This is a genomic window from Flexivirga alba, from assembly GCF_042661025.1.
Taxonomy (GTDB): Bacteria; Actinomycetota; Actinomycetes; order Actinomycetales; family Dermatophilaceae; genus Flexivirga; species Flexivirga alba.
The window spans coordinates 1130282-1145672 of sequence record NZ_JBHSWH010000001.1; the positions used below are offsets into that span (position 1 = coordinate 1130282).

Below are 15391 nucleotides of genomic sequence, written 5' to 3' on the forward strand. Positions count from 1 at the left end.
GACGACCTGCGGTTCCGATCATTGCCCGGATGCCCACGGATCCAACGTTGCCACCCCGGTCGGCTCAAAGTCCTTGAGGTTTCGGGTGACGACCGTCAGGCCGTGGATCTGGGCAGTGGCGGCAATGAAAGCATCGCGCTCGGGGCGAGGGTCGGGCACGTGTAAGTGCGCTGCCCGCCGTGCCACTTCAACATCGATCGGCAGGATGCGACCGGCGAATCCGGCAAGCACTCCTGAGTCCATCCACTCCCGCAGCGGCGCGCTCTGCTGGTGATCGCGGCGTTCGAGTCGCGCTATGCCCAACTCGATCTCCAGCACGGTGACCACGCTGATGTACACGTCCCGCGCGGGATGCCGTTGCGCCCACTCCACTACTCGCGGGTCGACCACGCCGGGCCGCTTGCGCAATTCGCTGACAACGTTGGTGTCGAGCAGGAAGCTCACAGGTCTGCGGCTCGCGGCAGAGACGTCAGCCGGGCCGGCTCGAACTCGATGTCGTCGTTGGTCTGCAGCCAGTCAACGATGCTGCGCTTGTCGGTGAGTTGCTCGTATTTCGACGCCGACAGCAGGACGTAGGCTGCCCGCCCCCGGTCTGTGATGACAACCGGGCCGTGATCGGCCGCTCTCTTGGCCGCGCTGACATCGCGATTGAAGTCGCGTGCGCTCATCGTTGTCACGGCAGCCCCCATAAAGTAGGTACATAGCTACTTTAATTCCATGGCGAGCGGGTGGCAACCACGATTCGGTGTTTGTCGGCCGTCGTCGTGGAATCAGCGAGGCTCGGCAGCACGGAGTCGACGATGGCGAGCAGCGAGTCCGTGAGCAGGCGACGCGCCTGCTCACGGCTGAGTGCTTCGGAACGCAGCCACTCGCGGACGGCGCCCTTCGCGAGCTGGCAGTAGGCGCGTAGGGCCGCACGCTCGGGCGACTGCGCGGTGCTGTCGGAGCCGAATCCCACTGCCTGCAGGATCTTTCGGGCGGCGATGTCGTCGGCTGAGGCGAGGATGCGCTCGACCTCCGGGTCGGCGGCGATCCCCTCCGGCCCGGTGACAGCGACATACGTGCCTCCGTGGCTGGCGACGGTGTCCAGGAACCAGTCGACGCTGCGCTCGACGCGCTCGGTCATCGAGCCGGTCGACCCGATCGAGTCGTCGATGTTGGGCACGAGCACCATCGCGCGCACGACGTCGAGGTAGAGCCCGCGCTTGGTCCCGAAGTAGTGGTGAATGAGTCCGCGGGTGACACCCGACGCCTCGGCGAGTTCGGTCGTCGAGACGGCGACATACGGCCGCTCGCCGAAGAGCCGGATCGCGCAAGCCAGGATCTCCTCGCGGCGTGCGTCCGGCTCGAGTCGACGCGCCCGCGCGCCGGTCGGATCATCGGTCGCCGTGATCTGGTCCTCGGTCATGGTCTTCCTCGTCTCGCCGGTCGACACATCTTCCAAAGCTGTTGACAGTCTGTCAACAGCGTGTCGATACTCGTGAGTACGGCTCGAAGACATCACTCGAGCACACTTCACTCACCGACCGCCCGGAGGTCTCCGTGCCCGCACGACCGCGCTGGAGCGACGACGAAACCGAGGCGGTTCGCGAACTTGCCGCGACCTACTTCACCAAGGACGTGCTGCCACACCAGCCGGAGCACGTCGAGCAAGGGCATCCGAATCTTTCGCTCTATGCCCGGGCCGGCGAGCTCGGCCTGCTGGGGATGTCGCTGCCGAGCGAATTCGGTGGTGGCGGAGGCACTTTCGCGCACGAGGCCGTTCTGATCGAGGAGCAGGTTCGTGCCGGTGACACCAGCATGGGCTTCGCCGTGCACGCTGGCATCGTGTCGCACTACCTCGCGGCATACGGCAGTGACGAGCAGAAGGCTCGCTGGCTGCCCAAGCTCGCCTCCGGCGAGTGGGTCGCGGCGATCGGTATGACGGAGCCGGGCACCGGCTCGGACCTGCAGGCGATCAAGACTCGCGCGGTCCGCGAGGGCGATGACTACGTCGTCAACGGCTCGAAGATCTTCATCTCCAACGGGCACGTGTGCTCGTTGCTGGTGATCGTCGCCCGCACTGGTGACGAGAAGGGCGCTGCCGGCATTTCGCTGATCGTCGCCGAAGTCACCGATGACACACCGGGATTCAAGCGCGGCCGGATCCTGCACAAGCTCGGCCAGAAGGGCCAGGACACGGCGGAGCTGTTCTTCGACGACCTGCACGTGCCGGTGGCCAACCTACTCGGCCCCAAGGAAGGTCAGGGCTTCTACCAGTTGATGGAGCAGCTGCCGCAGGAGCGACTGATCACCGCGGTGATCGCACAAGCCTCGATCGAGGCCGCGGTCGCGATGACGGTGGCCTACACCAAGGACCGGCACGCCTTCGGCAAGCCGCTCTTCGCCCTGCAGAACACCCGGTTCGAGCTCGCCGAATGCGAGACGATCGCGCGCGTCGGGCGGGCCTTCCTCGACCAGTGCATCGAGAAGCACGTCGCCGGCGAGCTCGACGCCACCGAGGCATCGATGGCGAAATACTGGATCACCGACCGCGCCACCGAAGTGGCCGACCGCTGCCTGCAGCTCTTCGGCGGCTACGGCTACATGGAGGAATACCCGATCTCGCACATCTACGCCGACGTCCGGGTGCTGCGCATCCTCGCCGGCGCGAACGAAGTGATGAAAGAACTCATCGCCCGAAGCCTCTGATTTCCGTTGAAGTTAATTCTGAACAGGCACAGGAAGCTTGAGATGCGTTGGCGTTGCAGGGAGCTCGCGACTCGCAACGCAAACGCAGAATAAGCCTCAGTGTCTCTCTTCATGATTCGAAAGGACTGCTCACGATGAGCACCGAAGCATTCGTGTATGACGCGATCCGCACCCCGCGCGGACGCAACCGTGGCGGCTCGTTGCACGCCACCAAGCCCATCGACCTGGTCGTCGGCCTGGTCGACGAGCTGCGTAAACGCAATCCGACCCTGGAGGTCGACCGCATCGACGACCTCATCCTCGGAGTCGTCTCGCCGGTCGGCGACCAGGGTGCGGTCATCGCGCGCACCGCGGCGCTCGCCGCAGGCCTGCCCGACACCGTCGGTGGCGTGCAACTCAACCGCTTCTGTGCCTCGGGCCTGGAAGCAGTGAACACCGCTGCGCAGAAAGTGCGTTCGGGCTGGGACAGCCTCATCATCGCCGGTGGGGTGGAGTCGATGTCGCGCGTGCCGATCGGCTCCGACGGTGGCGCCTGGGCGATGGACCCGGCGACCAACTACGACACCTACTTCGTGCCGCAGGGCATCGGCGCCGACCTGATCGCCACCATCGAGGGCTTCAGCCGCGAGGACGTGGACGGCTTCGCCGTGCGCTCGCAGCAGGCGGCCGCCAAGGCATGGGCCAACGGATACTTCGCGAAGTCGATCGTCCCGGTGGTGGATCAGAACGGCATCATCGTCCTCGATCACGACGAGCACATGCGGCCCGAGTCGACCGTCGAGTCGCTCGGCGCGCTCAAGCCATCCTTCGCCGGGATGGGCGAGGTGGGCGGCTTCGACGCCGTGGCGCTGCAGAAGTTCCACAACGTGGAGCGCATCAATCACGTTCACACCGCTGCGAACTCGTCCGGCATCGTCGACGGCGCCGCGCTGGTGCTCGTCGGCTCGGAGCAGGTCGGCAAGGACCTCGGCCTGACCCCGCGCGCTCGGATCGTCGCGACCGCCACGAGCGGCGCCGACTCGACCATCATGCTGACCGGCCCGACGCCGGCCACCAAGAAGCTCTTCGCGACCGCCGGCATCACCGCCGACGACGTCGACCTCTGGGAGATCAACGAGGCCTTCGCCTCGGTGGCCATGAAGTACCAGCGCGACTTCGACATCCCGGACGAGAAGCTCAACGTCAACGGTGGCGCGATCGCCATGGGCCACCCGCTCGGCGCGACCGGCGCGATGATCCTCGGCAGCATGGTCGACGAGCTCGAGCGCCGCGACCTGAGCACCGCCGTCATCACCCTCTGCATCGGCGGCGGCATGGGCGTCGCCACCCTCATCGAGCGCGTCTGAAGCGCCGCGGACCAGCAAGGAACTGACTTCAATATGAGCGACCAGAACACGATCAACTACGAGAAGGACGCCGACGGCGTCGTGGTGCTGACCCTCGACGATCCGTCGCAGTCGGCCAACACGATGAACGCGGCATATATCGCCTCGATGCGCACGGCGGTCGACCGCCTCGTTGCGGAGAAGGACGACATCGCCGGCGTGATCATCACCTCGGCGAAGAAGACCTTCTTCGCCGGCGGTGACCTGCACGACCTGATGGCCACAACGAAGGACCAGGCACAGGAGTTCTTCGACGGTGTCACCGAGGTGAAAGCGCAGCTGCGCACCCTCGAGACGCTCGGCAAGCCGGTTGTCGCCGCGATCAACGGCGCCGCGATGGGCGGCGGCCTGGAGATCGCGCTGGCGACGCACCACCGAATCATCGCTGATGTCAAGGGCGCTCAGGTCGGCCTGCCCGAGGTGACCCTCGGCCTGCTGCCCGGCGGAGGCGGCGTCGTCCGCACCGTCCGCAAGCTCGGCATCGCTGACGCGCTGATGAAGGTGCTGCTCCAGGGCAACCGCTATCCGGCGGCGAAGGCCCTTGAGGTCGGCCTGGTGGACGAGGTCGTGGACAGCGCCGAGGCTCTCCTTCCCGCTGCCAAGGCCTGGATCGCCGCGAACCCTGAGGCCCAACAGCCCTGGGACGTCAAGGGATACAAGATCCCCGGTGGCACACCGTCGACGCCGGCCTTCGCGGCGAACCTCCCGGCCTTTCCGGCGAACCTGCGCAAGCAGCTCAAGGGCGCCAACTACCCCGCGCCGCGTGCGATCCTGTCGGCCGCTGTTGAGGGTGCGCAGGTCGACTTCGACACCGCGCTGGTCATCGAGTCGCGTTATATGACGCAGCTCGTCACCGGGCAGGTCTCCAAGAACATGATCAAGGCGTTCTTCTTCGACCTGCAGCACATCAACGGCGGCGGCAGCCGACCGGCCGATCAGCCGAAGTTCACTGCCACGAAGGTCGGCGTACTCGGCGCGGGCATGATGGGCGCGGGCATTGCCTACGTCTGCGCACGTGGTGGCATGGAGGTCGTCCTCAAGGACGTCTCGCTCGAGGCGGCTGAGCGCGGAAAGGGTTATTCCGCAGCGCTTTTCGAGAAGGCCGTGTCGCGGGGCAAGTCCACCCAGGAGCAGGCCGACAAGACGCTGGCTCGCATCACGCCGACGGCGGACCCGGCCGATCTGGCGGGCTGCGACCTGGTCATCGAGGCCGTCTTCGAGAGCGTCGACCTGAAGCACAAGGTCTTCCAAGAGATCGAGGACGTCGTCGACCCCAACGCCGTGCTCGGCTCCAACACCTCGACGCTGCCGATCACCGGGCTCGCCGAGGGCGTCAAGAAGCGGGAGAACTTCATCGGCCTGCACTTCTTCTCACCGGTCGACAAGATGCCGCTGCTGGAGATCATCGCCGGTGAGAACACCTCCGACGCGACGCTGGCGAAGGCCTTCGACATTGCCCAGCAGATCAAGAAGACCCCGATCGTCGTCAACGACAGCCGCGGTTTCTTCACCAGCCGGGTGATCGGGAGCTTCATGAACGAGGCGATCGCGATGGTCGGCGAGGGAGTGCACCCGGCATCGGTCGAGCAAGCGGGTCAGCAGGCGGGCTACCCGGCCGCGCCGCTGCAGCTCGCCGACGAGCTCAACCTGACGCTGATGAGCAAGATTCAGAAGGAGACTCGCGCCGGGCTGGAGGCCGACGGCAAGGCGGACTCCTACTTCCACCACCCGGCATACGACATCGTCGACAAGATCATCGCCGACGGTCGCAAGGGCAAGCTGGGCGGCGCGGGCTTCTACGACTACGCCGACGGAAAGCGCACCGGCCTGTGGCCGGGTCTCGTCGAGAACTTCGGCGGCGACAAGGAGTTGCCGTTCGAGGACATGAAGGAGCGGATGCTCTTCGCCGAAGCGTTGGAGACGGTCAAGTGCTTCGACGAGGGCGTGCTGCGCTCGGTCGAGGACGCCAACATCGGGTCCATCCTCGGCATCGGCTTCCCGGGCTGGACGGGCGGCGTCGTGCAGTACATGAACGGGTATGACGGGGGCCTGGCCGGCTTCGTCGCCCGTGCCCGCGAACTCGCGGATCGCTATGGCCCGCAGTTCAACCCGCCCGCGTCCCTGGTGGCCAAGGCGGAGGCCGGCGAAATCTACTGACCGCCCTCCCGTACCGACTGACGCACTTGACGGTGAGTGACGCATTTGCAAATGCGTCACTCACCGTCAGATGCGTCACTCGCGGACTGCGAGTGGACTGTCACCCGATCGGGCGCTCGAACCACCGCACGTCGACATACCGGCCGAATTTGCGGCCGACCTCTCGGAAGGTGCCGAGCGCGGTAAATCCCAGCCGTTCGTGAAGTGCCGTCGAGGCGTCGTTGGGCAGTGCCACCCCGGCCAGCGCCCGGTGGACGTCTTCGGTCTGTAGTGAGTCGAGCAGTTCGGCATACAGGATCCGACCGATTCCGCGCCCTGTCGCGTCGGGGTGCAGGTAAATCGTTGTCTCGACAGAGGTTTCGTATGCCGCCTTCGGTCGGTGCGGGCTGCTCGTGGCGTAACCGACGACGTCGCCGGAGGTCTCCGCGACCAGGAGGCGGTGACGCCCGGCCGGTGCGTAGTGGACGAACCAGCCGGCTTCGCGTTCGGCGGGCGTGAACGGTGTCGTGTCGAAGGTGACGACCGTGTGCTCGACGTAGTGGTTGTAGATGGCGGTGAGCGCGGGTATGTCGGCGCGTGTTCCGGCTCGCAGTGTCACCGGCCGGGTCGAGGCGTCCGTCATACAACCCATTCTCCCCGATCCGCGGACGGTCACACTTGTCGCGCCCGGGTCGTCATACGGGTGTCAGTACGACGACCGAAGGAAGATGAGCGATGAAGACGATGACCTGCCGCCAATTCGGTGGACCCTGCGACCTCGAGCACCGCGGCGAGACCGCCGACGACGTTATCAAGGCACACGACCAGCATCTCAAGGATGCCGAGAACGCCGGTGACGCAACGCATTTCGCGGCCCGCAAGGAGATGAAGGGGCGCTGGTTGCATCCGAAGAAGTCGATGGGCTGGTATCGCGAGATGAAGCAGACGTTCGCGGAGCTGCCGGAGGGCTGACTGGCTACTTCACGATGGTCAGCAAGATCGGCTCGATCGGCGATCCCGCCGCAAGCTCCGCCTGTGGACCAACCGTGTGCGTGGTGAGCTTCGCCGTGCCCAGCGGGTAGTCGGCCGGAATGCGCACGGTGGCGCGGAATGTTCCCAGCTCCCCGCGGGCGAGGACAGCTCGTAGGCGGACAGTCTGGTTGTGCCCCCGCAACGAGAGGATCACCGTGAGTGGACGCGGTGTCCCAACGCCCCCATTGTCCTGGCACCCATCAAGGTAGAAGCGGCCCGTGACGGTCAACTCCTGCCCGGCTCGAGCGACGGAGATCTGGGAGCGCTTCTGCTCCCCCACCAGTCGAAGCTGTGGGCCGGCACAGGAGGCGGCGAAACCCTGCTGTCCCTGGTTGTGATCAGCCGCTCGGTGCGCCAGCACCCCGGCCACCGGTACGCCGACACCCGCGACGACCACGGCTGCAGCGGCGACGAGAACGACGCGTCGCCTCGACCCGTTTCGGCGTGACCGCGCTGGAGTCGAAGTCTCTTGTGGCGCAGCGGCATCCACGTGCTCGCGCCATACACGTCCGGTGTCGCGAAGGCGTTCCTCAATCGTTGGCATACGAGTCTCCTAAGGCATGCTCGAGCGCGGCGCGTGCGTCGTGCAATTGGGACTTGACCGTGCCGGGAGCACAACCCAGCACCTGGGCGACGTCCGCCACGGGCAGATCGACGAAGTAATGAAGCACCACGGCCGCTCGCTGCCTGGCCGGCAGCGCCCGAACCGCGTGCGCGAGATCGACTGCTGCAGCTGATGATTCGGGTATGACGAGTGCGTCGGGATGCAGTTCCTGCCATGCCCGGTGCGGCCTACGCCAGCGTTGCCGGGCCTGGTCGGCGACGATTGCGAGCAACCACGCCTGTGCGCTGCCACGAGCAGGGTCGAAGAGCTTCTGCTTGCGCCAAGCGCGCTCGGCGGCGTCCTGCACGAGGTCGTCCGCGTGATCCGGACCGACGAGCGCGTACGCAAAGCGGCGCATGGCCGGGCGACATACCGACAGAGCGTGTGCGAGCTCCCCGCCCGCCTGTTTCGAAGTCACGCTTACCTCCCTCCGCCGCCTGCTGTCATGAGGTCTACTGCACCGGACGTCGATTCGGTTGGGTTGGAGCGACCAGAATCAAAGGTATGAAGTCGAACCATTGACCATTGAGTGTGACCTGCGCAACACTCTGTTGCGACCCTTCCCTACTCGCGAAAGAGGCCGATGATGGCTCTGACCGACGAGTCTGAACTCGATGAAGATGCCAAGCGCCTCGCGGAGCTCGGATACAAGCAGGATTTGAAGCGGAGTTGGTCGAGCTTCTCCAACTTCGCCATCTCGTTCTCGATCATCTCGATCCTGGCGGGCTGTTTCACCAACTACCAGGCAGGCTTCAACAACGGCGGGCCGATCTCGATCTCCTGGTCGTGGCCGATCCTGTCGATCTGCATCCTGGTCATCGGCTTCACCATGTCGGAGCTGGTTTCGTCATACCCCACCTCGGGCGGAATCTATTGGTGGGCATCGAAACTCGGCGGTGCGCGAGCCGGCTTCTACGCCGGTTGGCTCAACTTGATCGGCCTCATCGCGGTGACCGCGGCCGTCGCCTACGGCTGTGCGACGTTCATCGACCTGACGATCAGCACCTGGTCCAAGAGCTATGCGGGCGGCTATTCGCTGACTCGCGTCTTCATCACCTTCCTGCTCGTGCTCGCAGTCATCGCGGCGGTGAACATCTTCAGCGGACATCTGTTGGCGATCCTCAACAACATCTCCGTGTGGTGGCACGTCGTCGGGGCAGTGGTGATTGTGGTGCTGCTCGTCGCGGTCCCCTCCCACCACCAGAGCTTCAGCTATGTCTTCACCGAGCGCTACAACAACTCCGGGTTCAGTGGCGGCAGTTCATCGAGTCTCGGCTTCTTCTTCCTGGTCGTTCCGCTCGGCTTCCTGCTCACGCAGTACACGATCACCGGATTCGACGCGTCCGTGCACCTGTCGGAGGAGACGCAGTCGGCCTCCCACGGCGCGGCCAAGGGCATCTGGAAGTCGATCGCCTACTCGGCTCTCGGCGGCTACATCCTGCTGCTCGCGGTGACCTTCGCGATTCCGAACGTGAAGGGGGCTCCCGACAATGCCGGAGTCGGCGCGGGCGGTGTCGCCTACATCTTCACCAGTGCACTCGGCAACACCAAGGGCGGACTGGTCCTGTTCATCTCGGCGGCGGCGCAGGTCTTCTGCGCGACGTCGTGTATGACGTCAGCCTCCCGCATGCTCTACGCCTTCAGCCGGGACCGCGCGGTCCCGGGTTCGAAGCACTGGAGCCAGCTGTCCCGGACCAGGGTCCCCGCCAAGGGCGTCGGTCTGGTCACCGCGGTCAGCGTGATCGTCACCTTGCCCGCACTGATCAAGGTGGACATCAATGGTGCCCCGATCCCGGTGGCGTTCTTCGCCGTCACCTCGATCGCCGTGATCGGGCTCTACCTCTCGTTCGCCATACCCATCTGGCTGCGGTGGCGGCACGGTGAGAACTTTGACCTCGGTTCGTGGAACAACGGCAGGAAATACAAGTGGATGAACCCGCTGGCGGTCGTCGAGATCATTGTTGTCTCGCTCTACCTCATGCTGCCGACGTCACCCGCCGCAATCCCCGGAAACTCTGGATTTGCCTGGAAATACGTCAATTACGCCCCGATTGTCACCCTCGGTGCCTTGGCAGTGATCACCATCTGGTGGCAGGCCTCAGCGAGGAACTGGTTCAGCGGGCCGATCCGGACCGTCGACGAGGTCACCCCGGTCGACGACGGGACGGTCGCAGGTTGACCGCCGGAGACCGCGGGGTGCGGGACGGGCGTATGTCGAAGCCCGGCCTCGATCGGGTGATCCTGCGACCCGTCCGGGCGCACCACGCGTTCGAGGCCTGTGTCGAACAGCTGGCCCTCGCCATCAGATTGGGCATCTACCCACCCGGAAGCACGCTGCCGCCAGAACGTGATCTCGCCGAACTGCTTGCGGTGTCCCGCACGACGTTGCGCGAGGCGATGACAGCGCTGCGGTCGGCCGGTGTCGTGCAGACCCGGCGCGGGCGTGGTGGTGGCACCCTGGTGCTCGATTCCGTGCCGGTCGATGAAAAGCATTCGGGCGCAACGGCACTCGCCGGCCGACAGGACGACCTGCGGGACTCGCTGGACTTCCGGGCCATCGTCGAACCGGGCGCCGCGGCGCTCGCAGCGCTGCGGTGCGGGCGCGATGACGTCCGAGCCGACGATCGGCGGGCACTCGAAGCCGCGCTGGAGGCGGTCGAGAATGCACCCGACGAGGCGATACATCGCCGGGCGGACAGCATCCTGCACCTGACCATCGCCCGGCTGTCCGGCTCCGCGCGGCTGATCACAGCGGTCACCGATGCGCAGGACGACCTGCACACCCTGCTGCAGGCGATCCCGGTTCTGCCGCGCAACATCCGGCACTCGACGAGCCAGCACCGGTCGATCGTCGCCGCGATCCTCTCCGGCAACGAGAAACAAGCCAATCGCGTGATGCACCAGCACTGTTCGGACACCGCGGCACTCCTGCGCGGCCTGCTCGGATGAACACCAAGCGGGTCGAGTGCGGCGAGGTACGAGCCGTGTATCGAGACCGCCCTTGCGAAGAGAGGAAGAGATGCCGCAACGCAACGACCGCCATCTGACGCAGGAGCAACTGCGTCATCTGATCGAATCCGGTGACATCGACACCGTTGTCACCGCCTTCACCGATATGCAGGGCCGCTTGCAGGGCAAGCGATTCCACGCTCACCACTTCCTGGACCACGTCGCTCAGGACGGGACGGAGGGTTGTGACTACCTCCTGGCCGTCGACGTCGACATGAACACTGTCGAGGGCTACGCCACGAGTGGCTGGGACAAGGGCTACGGCGACATGGAGTTCGTCCTGGACTGGGACACCACCCGCCGCGTCGCGCACCAGCCCGGCACCGCGATGATCCAGTGCGACCTGGTCTGGCCCGACCACCGGCCGGTCTACGCGTCACCGCGCGGCATACTCCGTCATCAACTCGATCGCCTCGCTGAGCGCGGTTGGAAGGCTTATGCGGGAACGGAATTGGAGTTCATCGTCTTCGAGAACACCTACGAGGACGCGATCGAGCGCGACTACCACGGGCTGACGCCGGCCAACCGCTACAACGTCGACTACTCACTGCTGGGCACCGCGCGCATCGAGCCGTTGCTGCGCGAATTGCGCAACAGCCTCTACGAGTCCGGCCTCAACGTCGAGTCCGCCAAGGGCGAGTGCAACTTCGGCCAGCATGAGATCGGTTTCCTGTATGACGAAGCCTTGGTCACCGCCGACAATCATGCGTTCTACAAGAACGCAGCCAAGGAGATCGCCGCGACTCGGGGTGAGTCCCTGACGTTCATGGCGAAGTATGACGAGCGCGAAGGCTCCTCCTGCCACATCCACCTGTCGCTCCGCGGAGAGGACGGATCGCTGGTCTTCACCGATCCGGACCGGCCCGGCGGGCGCAGCGAGCTCTACGAGCAGTTTATCGCGGGAGTACTCGCGACGGCCGCCGACTTCACGCTGCTCTATGCCCCGAACATCAACTCCTACAAGCGGTTTGCCGATGGGACGTTCGCCCCGACCACGATCGGGTGGGGCCAGGACAACCGCACCTGCGCGGTCCGGCTGGTCGGCCATGGCGCCGGCGCCCGGATGGAGAACCGCGTCCCCGGCGCCGACGTGAACCCTTACCTCGCGCTCGCGGCGATGATCGCCGGTGGCCTGCACGGGGTTGAGCAGCAACTGACCTTGGAGGCACCGATCGAGGGGAACGCCTACGACTCGGACAAGCCGCGGGTCCCGAACAACCTCGCTGCGGCGCGGGAGGCGTTCCACTCCTCGGCCGCGGCCCGAGCCGCTCTCGGCGAGGAGATCGTAGATCACTACACGAACATGGCCGATGTCGAGATTCGGGCGTTCGGCGCCGCGGTCACCGACTGGGAGCGCCGGCGTGGATTCGAAAGGTTGTGAGGGGTTTTGACCACGCATACTTTGATCAGTCCGGTCACCGGTGAAGCCTTCGCGGAGGTCGAACTTGCTGACGTCGCTGCGACCGATGCCGCCATCGAGCGGGCCCATGAGGCGTTCCGCACGTGGCGGGCAGTGGCGCCGGGCGAACGAGCCAGGTTGCTGCGCGCCTTCGCTGCCGTCGTGGATGAGCACCTCGAAGAGCTCGCGCAGCTCGAGGTCACCAACGCCGGCCACACCATCGGGAACGCCCGATGGGAAGCCGGCAACGTGCGCGATGTCCTCAACTACTACAGCGCCACGCCGGAGCGGCTCTTCGGTCGGCAGATCCCGGCCGCGGGTGGCATCGACGTCACGTTCCGCGAGCCGCTCGGCGTCGTCGGCATCATCGTGCCGTGGAACTTCCCCATGCCCATCGCGGGCTGGGGTCTCGCTCCGGCGCTCGCATCCGGCAATACCGTCGTGCTCAAGCCGGCGGAGCTGACACCGTTGACCGCCATACGAATTGGCGAGCTGGCGCTGGAGGCCGGCATACCCGAGGGAGTGCTCACCGTTCTGCCCGGTGCGGGCAGTGTGGTCGGCGAGCGGTTCGTGACCCACCCGCTGGTTCGGAAGGTCTGCTTCACCGGGTCGACCGCGGTCGGCAAGAAGGTGATGGCCGGCTGCGCCGATCAGGTCAAGCGGGTGACGCTCGAGCTGGGCGGCAAGAATTCCAACATCGTGTTCGCCGACGCGGACGTTCCCGCGGCTGCGGCTGCGGCGCCATACGGCGTCTTCGACAACGCCGGGCAGGACTGTTGCGCGCGCTCCCGGATCCTCGTACAGCGTTCTGCGTATGACGAATTCATGTCTCACCTCGAGCCGGCTGTCCGTGGCGTGAAGGTCCTCGACCCGAGCGACGAGCAGTCCGAAATGGGCCCGCTGGTGTCAGCGGCACACCGCGACAAGGTGCAGTCGTATGTCGACGGCGCGAACGTCGTCATACAGGGTGACGTGCCGGACCTGGGTGGTTTCTGGTTGCCGGCAATGGTTGCCGAATCGACGTCCATCGACGAACCCGCCTGGTGCGAAGAGGTTTTCGGCCCTCTGGTGTCGGTCATGACTTTCGACGACGAGGAGGAGGCAATCACGCTGGCGAACAGCACCGACTACGGCCTGTCCGGATCGATCTACACGAACGATCTGGGTCGCGCGCTGCGCGTTGCCCGAGGCGTCGAGTCGGGGAACCTGTCGGTCAACTCGCATTCAGCAGTGCGCTATTGGACGCCGTTCGGTGGCTTCAAGCAGTCCGGCTTCGGCCGCGAGCTTGGCCCCGACGCCCCCGACGGGTTCACCGAGGTCAAGAACGTCTTCTTCAGCCACTAAAGGTGGTCGAGTAGGCGAGGCGCTAGCCGAGCCGTATCGAGACCTCGTCGGTTTCGATACGCCCGCTCGTACCTCACGGGCTACTCAACCACCTTTTGAATGACGGGGCTCGTACCTCACGGGCTACTCAACCACCTTTGGACAACAACGGAATTAAGGAGTTACAGACATGACAGGACGCATTGACGGCAAGGTCGCGGTCGTCACCGGCGGCTGCTCGGGCATCGGCCTGGCGACCGTGCAGCGGTTCGTCGCCGAGGGCGCCAAGGTCGTCATCGGTGACATCGCCGACGACGCGGGTGCGAGGACCGTCGCGGAGCTGGGCGGTGCGGACGTCGCGACCTATGTGCACGTCGACGTGACCGACAAGGAGCAGGTCGACGCGCTCTTCAAGACCGCCAAGGACACCTATGGCTCTGTCGACATCGCCTTCAACAACGCGGGGATCAGTCCTCCCGAGGACGACTCGATCCTGGACACCGACCTGGATGCATGGCGCAAGGTGCAGGAGGTCAACCTCACCTCGGTCTACCTGTGCTGCAAGGCGGCATTGCCCTACATGCTCGAGCAGAAGTCCGGATCCATCATCAACACAGCATCTTTCGTCGCTGTGATGGGTTCGGCGACCTCGCAGATCTCCTACTCCGCGTCCAAGGGCGGAGTGCTGACGATGTCCCGCGAGTTGGGTGTGCAGTTCGCTCGGGACGGTGTGCGGGTCAACGCGCTCTGCCCCGGGCCGGTCAACACTCCCCTGCTGAAGGAGCTCTTCGCATCGGATCCCGAGCGGGCCGCTCGGCGTCTGGTGCATGTGCCGATGGGCCGCTTCGGTGAGCCGGAGGAGATGGCCAGTGCGGTGCTGTTCCTTGCCTCCGACGACTCAAGCTTCATCACCGCCAATACGTTCCTGGTCGATGGGGGCTGTCGGGCGCCTACGTGACACCACTATGAGCGCCGACCGAGGCGAGGATACGAGCGAGGTACGAGTGAGGCCCGCAGCCGAGGGAAGAGGCGCGACAGAAGGTATGAGCACGCCCCCTCTGATCGGCATCAGCACCTATCGCGACGAGGCGTCGTGGGGTGTATGGCGCCAGGTCGCCGACATACAGTTCGCGCAGTATGCCGACGCAGTTGTCGAATTCGCCGCAGTTCCAGTGCTGCTCACGCCGGCGCCGGCGCACGGTGATGACCTCGAAGCAGCCGCAGCGGCTGTCGTCGCCCGGCTGGACGGGCTGATCATCGCGGGCGGAGCCGACATCGATCCCGAGCGGTATGGCGCGACGCCGCACCCGGAGACGGGCGGCATCCGTCCGGATCGGGATGCGTGGGAGCTGGCGTTGCTCGACGCGGCCGACACTCAGGGTCTGCCGACCCTGGGCATCTGCCGCGGGATGCAACTGATGGCCGTGCACGCGGGCGGGACGTTGGAGCAGCACACGCCGGACACCGTCGGGCACACAGGCCACTCGCCGGGTGGCGACGTCTTCGGCACCACCGAGGTCAGTCTCGACCGCACCTCGCAGCTCGCGGCCGTGCAGGGCGACGTGGTCCGTGGCCCGTGCCATCACCATCAGTCGGTAGCGACGCATCCCGGCTTCGCCGTCACCGGTCGAGCGGCGGACGGCAGCATCGAGGCGATGGAACGCGTTGCGGCTGAGGGTGATTCGAACGCCCGCCGCTTCTGCGTCGGCGTCCAGTGGCACCCGGAGATGGGTCCTGATCACGCCCCGATCGCTGCCCTGGTGCACGCCGCCCGCGTTGACCGTCAGTCTGGAAGGTGAGCGGGACGGAGCG

At 65.7% G+C, this 15391-nt stretch carries 15 protein-coding genes and 1 pseudogene; 10 read left to right on the top strand and 6 right to left on the bottom strand.

What is annotated here, in order from left to right:
* Positions 1-18: 18 nt before the first annotated feature.
* Genes ACFQDH_RS05545 through ACFQDH_RS05555 form a run of 3 tightly spaced genes read right to left on the bottom strand, consistent with a single transcriptional unit; the run spans position 19 to position 1408 of the window.
* A complete protein-coding gene (locus ACFQDH_RS05545) occupies positions 19-444 on the bottom strand; it encodes a type II toxin-antitoxin system VapC family toxin (RefSeq protein WP_382399249.1) in 426 nt (141 codons plus the stop codon).
* Complete coding sequence (locus tag ACFQDH_RS05550; protein WP_382399251.1) at positions 441-668, bottom strand: type II toxin-antitoxin system prevent-host-death family antitoxin; 228 nt, start codon at positions 666-668, stop codon at positions 441-443. The genes ACFQDH_RS05545 and ACFQDH_RS05550 overlap by 4 nt, the downstream gene beginning before the upstream one ends.
* 41 nt (positions 669-709) lie before the next feature.
* Entirely contained in the window at positions 710-1408 is a 699-nt protein-coding gene (locus tag ACFQDH_RS05555) for a TetR/AcrR family transcriptional regulator (RefSeq protein WP_382399253.1), read from the bottom strand.
* A 134-nt stretch (positions 1409-1542) separates the two neighbouring features.
* Between ACFQDH_RS05555 and ACFQDH_RS05560 the strand changes: the two genes are divergently transcribed.
* The 3 genes from ACFQDH_RS05560 (at position 1543) to ACFQDH_RS05570 (ending at position 6233) form a co-directional block, all read left to right on the top strand.
* Positions 1543-2691 (top strand): acyl-CoA dehydrogenase family protein, encoded by a 1149-nt coding sequence (locus ACFQDH_RS05560; protein ID WP_382399255.1) that lies wholly within the window; start codon positions 1543-1545, stop codon positions 2689-2691.
* Positions 2692-2825: 134 nt separating this feature from the next.
* Positions 2826-4037 (top strand): acetyl-CoA C-acetyltransferase, encoded by a 1212-nt coding sequence (locus ACFQDH_RS05565; protein ID WP_382399257.1) that lies wholly within the window; start codon positions 2826-2828, stop codon positions 4035-4037.
* 33 nt (positions 4038-4070) lie between these two features.
* A complete protein-coding gene (locus tag ACFQDH_RS05570) occupies positions 4071-6233 on the top strand; it encodes a 3-hydroxyacyl-CoA dehydrogenase NAD-binding domain-containing protein (protein ID WP_382399259.1) in 2163 nt (720 codons plus the stop codon).
* A gap of 100 nt (positions 6234-6333) precedes the next feature.
* Here ACFQDH_RS05570 and ACFQDH_RS05575 read toward each other — a convergent pair whose 3' ends face one another.
* Positions 6334-6855, bottom strand: coding sequence for a GNAT family N-acetyltransferase (locus tag ACFQDH_RS05575; protein ID WP_382399261.1), 522 nt, complete (start codon positions 6853-6855; stop codon positions 6334-6336).
* A 92-nt stretch (positions 6856-6947) separates the two neighbouring features.
* Between ACFQDH_RS05575 and ACFQDH_RS05580 the strand changes: the two genes are divergently transcribed.
* Positions 6948-7184 carry a DUF1059 domain-containing protein gene (locus tag ACFQDH_RS05580; RefSeq protein WP_382399263.1) on the top strand — a complete coding sequence of 79 codons (237 nt, stop codon included), beginning with the start codon at positions 6948-6950 and terminating at the stop codon, positions 7182-7184.
* A gap of 4 nt (positions 7185-7188) precedes the next feature.
* Here ACFQDH_RS05580 and ACFQDH_RS05585 read toward each other — a convergent pair whose 3' ends face one another.
* Positions 7189-7788, bottom strand: coding sequence for a hypothetical protein (locus ACFQDH_RS05585; protein WP_382399265.1), 600 nt, complete (start codon positions 7786-7788; stop codon positions 7189-7191).
* Positions 7775-8266 carry an RNA polymerase sigma factor gene (locus ACFQDH_RS05590; RefSeq protein ID WP_382399267.1) on the bottom strand — a complete coding sequence of 164 codons (492 nt, stop codon included), beginning with the start codon at positions 8264-8266 and terminating at the stop codon, positions 7775-7777. Before ACFQDH_RS05590 ends, ACFQDH_RS05585 begins: the two co-directional genes overlap by 14 nt.
* A 165-nt stretch (positions 8267-8431) precedes the next feature.
* On the opposite strand from ACFQDH_RS05590, the gene ACFQDH_RS05595 reads away from it, so the two are divergent.
* The 6 genes and pseudogenes from ACFQDH_RS05595 to ACFQDH_RS05620 all read left to right on the top strand — a co-directional run bounded on the left by ACFQDH_RS05595 (position 8432) and on the right by ACFQDH_RS05620 (position 15378).
* A complete protein-coding gene (locus ACFQDH_RS05595) occupies positions 8432-10027 on the top strand; it encodes an amino acid permease (RefSeq protein WP_382399269.1) in 1596 nt (531 codons plus the stop codon).
* Positions 10024-10797 carry a FadR/GntR family transcriptional regulator gene (locus tag ACFQDH_RS05600; RefSeq protein ID WP_382399271.1) on the top strand — a complete coding sequence of 258 codons (774 nt, stop codon included), beginning with the start codon at positions 10024-10026 and terminating at the stop codon, positions 10795-10797. The genes ACFQDH_RS05595 and ACFQDH_RS05600 overlap by 4 nt, the downstream gene beginning before the upstream one ends.
* A 70-nt stretch (positions 10798-10867) precedes the next feature.
* The gene (locus ACFQDH_RS05605; protein WP_382399273.1) at positions 10868-12238 is read left to right on the top strand and encodes a glutamine synthetase family protein; all 1371 of its coding nucleotides are present in this window, start codon (positions 10868-10870) and stop codon (positions 12236-12238) included.
* Between the two features lie 6 nt (positions 12239-12244).
* A complete protein-coding gene (locus ACFQDH_RS05610; RefSeq protein ID WP_465253874.1) occupies positions 12245-13600 on the top strand; it encodes an aldehyde dehydrogenase family protein in 1356 nt (451 codons plus the stop codon).
* A gap of 169 nt (positions 13601-13769) precedes the next feature.
* A pseudogene (locus ACFQDH_RS05615) lies at positions 13770-14548 on the top strand (3-oxoacyl-ACP reductase).
* 74 nt (positions 14549-14622) lie between these two features.
* Positions 14623-15378: a gamma-glutamyl-gamma-aminobutyrate hydrolase family protein gene (locus ACFQDH_RS05620; RefSeq protein ID WP_382399275.1), complete on the top strand. Its 756-nt coding sequence runs from the start codon at positions 14623-14625 to the stop codon at positions 15376-15378.
* The last annotated feature ends 13 nt before the right edge of the window (positions 15379-15391 follow it).

Coding starts and splice junctions, on each gene's coding strand:
- ACFQDH_RS05550 (WP_382399251.1), bottom strand. CDS start 668: ATGAGCGCACGCGACTTCAATCGCGATGTCAGCGCGGCCAAGAGAGCG.
- ACFQDH_RS05555 (WP_382399253.1), bottom strand. CDS start 1,408: ATGACCGAGGACCAGATCACGGCGACCGATGATCCGACCGGCGCGCGG.
- ACFQDH_RS05565 (WP_382399257.1), top strand. CDS start 2,826: ATGAGCACCGAAGCATTCGTGTATGACGCGATCCGCACCCCGCGCGGA.
- ACFQDH_RS05570 (WP_382399259.1), top strand. CDS start 4,071: ATGAGCGACCAGAACACGATCAACTACGAGAAGGACGCCGACGGCGTC.
- ACFQDH_RS05575 (WP_382399261.1), bottom strand. CDS start 6,855: ATGACGGACGCCTCGACCCGGCCGGTGACACTGCGAGCCGGAACACGC.
- ACFQDH_RS05580 (WP_382399263.1), top strand. CDS start 6,948: ATGAAGACGATGACCTGCCGCCAATTCGGTGGACCCTGCGACCTCGAG.
- ACFQDH_RS05585 (WP_382399265.1), bottom strand. CDS start 7,788: ATGCCAACGATTGAGGAACGCCTTCGCGACACCGGACGTGTATGGCGC.
- ACFQDH_RS05595 (WP_382399269.1), top strand. CDS start 8,432: ATGATGGCTCTGACCGACGAGTCTGAACTCGATGAAGATGCCAAGCGC.
- ACFQDH_RS05605 (WP_382399273.1), top strand. CDS start 10,868: ATGCCGCAACGCAACGACCGCCATCTGACGCAGGAGCAACTGCGTCAT.
- ACFQDH_RS05620 (WP_382399275.1), top strand. CDS start 14,623: ATGAGCACGCCCCCTCTGATCGGCATCAGCACCTATCGCGACGAGGCG.